Origin of the sequence: Streptomyces sp. NRRL WC-3549 (genome assembly GCF_000721935.1) — a bacterium.
GTDB lineage: Bacteria > Actinomycetota > Actinomycetes > Streptomycetales > Streptomycetaceae > Streptomyces.
In genome coordinates this window covers 1,401-8,031 of record NZ_KL585403.1, presented here as the reverse complement: position 1 = coordinate 8,031, position 6,631 = coordinate 1,401, and the positions used below count along the sequence as shown (strand labels likewise).

At 72.8% G+C, this 6,631-nt stretch carries 5 protein-coding genes and 1 pseudogene; 1 reads left to right on the top strand and 5 read right to left on the bottom strand.

Going from position 1 to position 6,631, the window contains the following annotated elements:
- Window positions 1-272 precede the first annotated feature (272 nt).
- From rbsD to IH13_RS0117415, 5 genes are read right to left on the bottom strand one after another with little or no spacing between them, the layout of a single operon-like run.
- Complete coding sequence (gene rbsD, locus IH13_RS0117435) at window positions 273-662, bottom strand: D-ribose pyranase (RefSeq protein WP_031085473.1); 390 nt, start codon at window positions 660-662, stop codon at window positions 273-275.
- Complete coding sequence (locus IH13_RS0117430) at window positions 659-1,597, bottom strand: ribokinase (RefSeq protein WP_031085471.1); 939 nt, start codon at window positions 1,595-1,597, stop codon at window positions 659-661. Before IH13_RS0117430 ends, rbsD begins: the two co-directional genes overlap by 4 nt.
- Before the next feature lie 42 nt (window positions 1,598-1,639).
- Complete coding sequence (locus IH13_RS0117425) at window positions 1,640-3,607, bottom strand: ABC transporter permease/substrate-binding protein (protein WP_031085469.1); 1,968 nt, start codon at window positions 3,605-3,607, stop codon at window positions 1,640-1,642.
- On the bottom strand, window positions 3,597-5,162 hold the full coding sequence (locus IH13_RS0117420; RefSeq protein WP_031085467.1) for a sugar ABC transporter ATP-binding protein: 1,566 nt from the start codon (window positions 5,160-5,162) through the stop codon (window positions 3,597-3,599). The genes IH13_RS0117425 and IH13_RS0117420 overlap by 11 nt, the downstream gene beginning before the upstream one ends.
- Window positions 5,159-6,175, bottom strand: a complete 1,017-nt coding sequence (locus IH13_RS0117415) for a LacI family DNA-binding transcriptional regulator (protein ID WP_031085465.1) — start codon at window positions 6,173-6,175, stop codon at window positions 5,159-5,161. The genes IH13_RS0117420 and IH13_RS0117415 overlap by 4 nt, the downstream gene beginning before the upstream one ends.
- A gap of 186 nt (window positions 6,176-6,361) precedes the next feature.
- On the opposite strand from IH13_RS0117415, the pseudogene IH13_RS44675 reads away from it, so the two are divergent.
- Window positions 6,362-6,631, top strand: a pseudogene (locus IH13_RS44675) (hypothetical protein); the annotation flags it as partial.

The window sequence follows — 6,631 nt, the reverse complement described above, 5'->3', positions numbered from 1 at the left end:
TGCCTGCCGCGGCCACCGTGGTGACGGCGGCGGTCACCAGCGCACGGACGGATCGTGAGCGTCTCATGTCTGTCCCAGCTCTAGGGCACAGAACCGCGAACGGCGGCGCTGCGCACGGGTGTTGGGTACGGAATATCGACCTCGACAATGAGCGTGTCAATGGTCTGGACCAAGACAGGACTAGACCAATCGACCGGCTCGCGGCACGAATCCCTGTACAGCACACCCACTGCCGGGTGAACCACCCGCCGGGCTTTTCCGGACCGGGGTCCTCAGAAGAAGACCCCGCACCGCAGCAGGACGTTGGCGTACGGCCGCGCCTCCCCCGTACGCACCACCAGGCGGGCCCCGGCCGTACGCTCCTTCAGCTCCTCGTGCGACACGTACGCCAGGTCCGGCAGGCGGGCGGCGAGCAGGGCGGCGGCCTCCTTGTTGGCCGCGCGCACCTCCTCGGCCGCCGTCGCGCCCTCCACCACGAGCTCGTCCAGCAGCCCGTCGAGCACCTCGGCGAACGAGGGGACGCCCGCCCGGAAGGCCAGGTCGACGACCTGGGGGCCGGGCGGGACGGGCATGCCGACATCGCAGACCAGGACGCCGTCGCCGTGGCCCAGGGCGGCCAGCGCACCGGCGAGACGGCTGTTGAGGATGCCCGACCTCTTCACAGCGCGGCCACCTCCTCCGCGGTCGGGAAGGACACCTGCGCGCCCTCCCGGGTGACGGCCGCCGCCCCCACCCGTACGGCGAACGCGGCGGCCCGCACCAGCTCTTCACCGAGACCGAGGCGCCAGGCGAGAGCGGCGGTGAAGGCGTCCCCCGCACCGGTGGTGTCCACCGCGCCGACCTTCGGGCTCGGTACGCGCACGGGGTCGCCGCCGCGGCTGTCGGCGACCAGGGCGCCCTCCGACCCCAGGGTGACCACGACCGAGCGCGGGCCGTGGGCGAGCAGGGCGCCCGCCCAGTCCTCCGGGGCGCTTCCCGCCTCCTGCCCGAGGATGCCCAGGATGTAGCGGGCCTCGTGTTCGTTGACCACGAGCGGGTCGCAGGCCGCCAGGACGTCGGCGGGCAGTGGCGCGGGCGGGGAGGGGTTGAGGACCAGCCGGGTCCCCGGGGCCAGGGCACGGGCCGTCTCGGCGACCGTGTCCAGGGGGATCTCCAGCTGTACGGAGACCACCCGGGCGGCGGCGAACAGGGGGCCCGCCGCCCGGATGTCCTCCGGGGTCAGCCGGGCGTTGGCGCCCGGGGAGACCACGATGCTGTTGTCGCCCGAGGGGTCGACGGTGATGAGGGCGACCCCGGTGGGCGCCCCGCCGACGAGGACTCCGCCGGTGTCGACACCCGCGGCCTGCTGCGACTCGCGCAGGAGCCGCCCGTGGGCGTCGTCGCCGACCCGGGCCAGCAGCGCCGTACGGGCGCCGAGGCGGGCGGCGGCGACGGCCTGGTTGGCCCCCTTGCCGCCGGGGTGGACGACGAGGTCGGAACCGAGCACCGTCTCCCCCGGTGCGGGCCGGCGCTCGACGCCGACGACCAGGTCGGCGTTGGCCGAGCCGACGACCAGGAGGTCGTACCGCAAGGACGCGGAGTCCCCGTTGTCGTACATGGTGCTGTGCTGCCTTCCGGTTGTCGGGAGCGCCGGGACGGGTCAGGAGAAGTCGGCGACGTTCTTCTGGGTGACGACCTTGACCGGCACCTTCACCATGTCCCGGATCTTCTCGTCGTCCGCGGCCTTGACCGCGTTCTGCACGGCGATCCGGCCCAGCTCCTTCGGCTGCTGGGCGACGGAGGCGTACAGGGTGCCCGCCTCGACGGCCTTGAGGCCGTCCGGGGTGCCGTCGAAGCCGACGACCGAGACCGACTTCCCGGCCTTGGCGCCGAGCGCCTTGACCGCGCCGAGCGCCATCTCGTCGTTCTCGGCGAAGACTCCGGTGATGCCCGGGTGGCCCTGGAGCAGGTTGGTCATGACGTCCAGGCCCTTGGTCCGGTCGAAGTCGGCCGGCTGGGTGGCGACGACCTTGATGCCCGGGTAGTCCTTGATGCCCTCGGTGAAACCGGCGCCCCGCTCACGGCTGGCGGAGGTGCCCGGGGTGCCCTGGAGGACGACGATGCTGCCCTTGCCGCCGAGCTTGTCGGCGAGCGCCTTCGCCGCGAGCTTGCCGCCCGCCACGTTGTCGGAGGCGACCAGCGTGGCGGTGTCCGCCTTGTTGACGCCGCGGTCGGCGGCGACCACGGGGATGTCCGCCTTGTTGGCGCTGCGGACGCCGGGGCCGACGGCGTCGGAGTCCACCGGGTTGACGATGATGGAGTCGACACCCGAACTGGTGAAGTTCTGGAGCTGGTTGGCCTGCTGGGAGGCGTCGTTCTGGGCGTCGGTGACCGTCAGGTCGATGCCGGCCCTCTTGGCCTCGGCCTGGGCACCCTCCTTCATCTGGACGAAGAAGGGGTTGTTCAGGGTCGAGAGCGACATGCCCACCTTGGTGGTGGTGCCGGACGAGCCGGAGTTGAAGAAGGACACGGCGGCCACGACGGCGGCCACGACGACCACCGCGATCCCGGCCTTCGTCGCGCCCTTGCGGCCGGATCCGGGGGCCCCGGGCGCACCGGAGCCGGTCGGGGCGGCTGCTCCGGAACCGGCCTTGCGGCGCACGGTGTCCAGCAGCACGGCGAGGGCGATGACCACACCGATGACGACCTGCTGCCAGAAGGCGGAGACCGACAGGAGGTTGAGGCCGTTGCGGAGCACGGCGAGGATCAGCGCGCCGATGAGGGTGCCGGACGCCTTGCCGACACCGCCCGCGAGGCTGGCGCCGCCGATGACGACCGCGGCGATCGCGTCGAGTTCGTACCCCTGCGCGGCCTGCGGCTGCGCGGAGACGAGCCGGGAGGCCAGGACGATGCCCGCGACGGCGGCGAAGAGGCCGGACAGGGCGTAGATGGCGAGCTTCTGCTTGTTGACGCGCAGCCCGGAGAGCCGGGCCGCCTCCTCGTTGCCGCCGATCGCGTACATGGAGCGGCCGATGTAGGTGCGGGCCAGGACGAGCGCGGTCAGCAGGCCCATCGCGATCATGACGAGGACCGGGACGGGCAGCCAGCCGCCGAGCGTGTCGCCGAGCACGGAGACGGAGTCGGGGAAGGCGATCGGGGAGCCCTGGGAGATCACCAGGGAGAGACCGCGGGCGACCGAGAGCATGGCCAGCGTCGCGATGAACGACGGCACCTTGCCGTACGCGACGAGCGCGCCGCTCACGAAGCCGCAGGCGATACCGGTCGCGACGGCGAGGATCACCGCGAGCCAGACGGGTACGCCCGCCGAGGTCGCGGACCAGGCGAGGACCGTCGCGGAGAGCGCCGCGACGGAGCCGACCGAGAGGTCGATGCCGGCGGAGACGATGACGAAGGTGACGCCGAACGCGAGGATCGCGGTGACGGCGGCCTGGACGCCGACGTTCAGCAGGTTCTGGGTGGTGAGGAAGTCGCCGGAGAGCAGCGACATCGCCACCAGGAGGACGACGAGGGCGCTGAGGGCGCCGTTGTCGAGCAGGAGGCGGCGGAGGGTGTGTCCTGCGCCGCCGCCCGCCGCGCCCTTCTTGCCCGTATGCGTGTCAGTGGCCACGGAGGCCCTCCTTGCCGGTCTCTGCGTTGTCCGCGGTGTCCGCGGTGGTGACGGGGGTGGTGGTGGGCGCGGCGCTGACGGCGAGGGCCATCACGGCGTCCTGGGTGGCCTCGCCGGCGGGGAGTTCCCCGGCGATGCGGCCCTGGGCCATGACGAGGACCCGGTCGCTCATGCCGAGGACCTCCGGCAGGTCGCTGGAGATCATCAGGACCGCGTGGCCGGAGGCCGTCAGCTCGTTGACGAGCTGGTAGATCTCGACCTTGGCGCCGACGTCGATGCCCCGGGTGGGTTCGTCGAGGATGAGCACCCGGGTGTCGGCGAGCAGCCACTTGCCGATGACGACCTTCTGCTGGTTGCCGCCGGAGAGGGTGCGGACGTGCTGGCCGAGGCCCGCCATCCGGACGCCGAGCTGTTCGGCGATCCTGGCCGCCGCGGTGCGCTGCCCCTTGAGGTCGACGAGCCCGGAGCGGCTGGCGGAACGCAGGGTGACCAGACCGAGGTTCTCCTGCACGGAGGCGTCGAGCACCAGGCCCTGGCCCTTGCGGTCCTCGGGGACGAGCCCGAGGCCGGCTCCCATCGCGGCGGTCACGTCGTGCTTGCCGAGCCGTTCGCCGCGTACGTCGACGGTGCCCGCGTCGTAGGGGTCCGCGCCGAACACGGCGCGGGCCACCTCGGTACGGCCTGCGCCGACGAGCCCGGCGAGGCCGACGACCTCTCCGGCGTGGACGTCGAAGCTGATGTCGTGGAAGACGCCGTCCCGGGTGAGTCCGCGCACGGAGAGCAACGGCTCGCCGGTCTCGGGGCGTTCGCGGGGGTACTGCTGCTCGATGCTGCGGCCCACCATCAGGCGGACCAGCTCCTCCTCGGAGGTGTCGGCCGGCACCTGGTCGATGCTGCGGCCGTCCCGGATCACGGTGACCCGGTCCCCGAGTGCGGCGATCTCGTCGAGGTGGTGGGTGATGAAGACGATACCGACGCCGTCCTCGCGCAGCTGCCGCACGATGCGGAACAGCTTGTCGACCTCCTCGGAGGTCAGTACGGCGGTCGGCTCGTCCATGATCAGGACACGGGCGTCCAGGCTGAGGGCCTTGGCGATCTCGACCATCTGGAGCCGGGCGATGCCGAGGTCGCGCACCCTGGTCCGGGGCGGGACGTGCAGGCCGACACGGCCGAGCAGCACCTCGGCGTCGGCCTCCATGCGGCGGCGGTCGATCATCCCGAAGCGGCGGGGCTGGCGGCCGAGGAAGATGTTCTCGGCGACCGTCAGGTCGGGCACCAGGTTGAACTCCTGGTAGATCGTGGCGATCCCGAGCCGTTCGGCGTCCTCGGCGCCGTTGATGCGGACCTCCTGGCCGCCGGCGTAGATGGTGCCGCTGTCGGGGCGGTAGGCGCCGGAGAGCATCTTGATGAGGGTGCTCTTGCCCGCGCCGTTCTCGCCGAGCAGGACGTGGACCTCCCCGCTGCGCAGGTCGAAGTCGACGCTGTCCAGGGCGACGACGCCCGGGAAGGTCTTGCGTACGCCTTCGATGCGCAGCAACTCCACTGACTGGCTCACGCGTTGCTCCTCGGGGTGACGGTGTCCTCGCCGCAGGAGCTGCGTACGACGAGACGGGCGGGCAGGGTGACGGACTGCGGGGGGCGGCCCTCGACGATGTCGACCAGGGCGCGGACGGCGGCGCGGCCGAGCTCGCCCGTCGGCTGGGCGATGGCGGTGATCGGCGGGGCGGTGTGCAGGAACCACGGGATGTCGTCGAAGGCGGCGATCCCGATGTCCTCGGGGACCCGCAGGCCGCGGGCCCGGACGGCGTCGAGCGCGCCGAGCGCCATCAGATTGTCGGCGGCGAAGACGATCTCGGGCGGTTCGGGCAGCGACAGGAAGTGCTCGGTGACGCGCCGGCCGCTGTCGGCCTGGAAGTCCCCCTGGCCGATGTAGGCGTCGGGCAGGGCGAGGCCGTGGGTCCGCATGGCGGCCCGGAATGCCTCGACGCGCTCGTCGCCGGTGGTGGTGGCCGCGGGCCCGGCGATGATGGCGAGCCTGCGGTGGCCGAGGGCGTGGAGGTGGGCGACCAGGTCCTGGACGGCGCGGTGGCCGTCGGCGCGGACCACGGGGACGTCCACGCCGGGCATCCAGCGGTCCACGAAGACCATCGGCGTACCGGCGCGGGCCACCTCCGCCAGCAGGGGGGAGTCGCCGTCTGCGGGCGAGACGAGGAGCCCGTCGATCCTGCGGTCCAGCAGCGTGCGGACGTGGTGGTCCTGCTGCTCGGGCCGCTCGTCGGCGTTGCCGATGATCACGCTGTAGCCGAGCGCTCGCGCCTCCTCCTCGACGGAGCGGGCCAGCGCGGTGAAGTAGGGGTTGAGCACGTCGCTGATGACCAGGCCGAGCGTGCGCGTCTGATCGGTGCGCAGCGAGCGGGCCACCGCGTTGGGCCGGTAGCCGAGGGCCTCGACGGCGGCGAGGACGCGTCTGCGTGCGTCCGGGCTGACGGAGGGATGGCTGTTCAGGACGCGGGAGACCGTGGCGACGGAGACTCCCGCCCGGGCCGCGACATCCTTGATGCCCGCCATATCCGGACCACCTCCTTGTGGTTTCGGGTGCGCCTCGAAACCAGAGGGCAATGGCCCGTGGAATCGATTACACGGACGATTGGAAACGATTACATGGCGGAAAACAACCCCCTGCCTGAGGGCCGAGACCGGATCGTGATGCGTGCGCCCTGCCGCACACGCGCGCGGCGGAAGCGGGACGGAGCCATGGGCCACCCGGCGCCGCGCACGGTCCACGGCTCGGGCGCGGCGGAAGCGGCCGGGGCCTGGGCCGGGGAGGCGCACAGCGGCCGGGTGCGGCGGCGTACGCACACGGAGGCCGAGGCCGGGCGGCCCGCGGCGTCGGACGGCGCGGCGTGCGGGCCGGCGCCCGACTCCGGCGGCGCGGGGCGCCAGAGGCTGCGGAACGCGGGGGCGGCCGGGCGGCGGCGGGTCCTCGGCCGACGCACCGGGAGCGGCCGTCGGCCGACCGCCGGA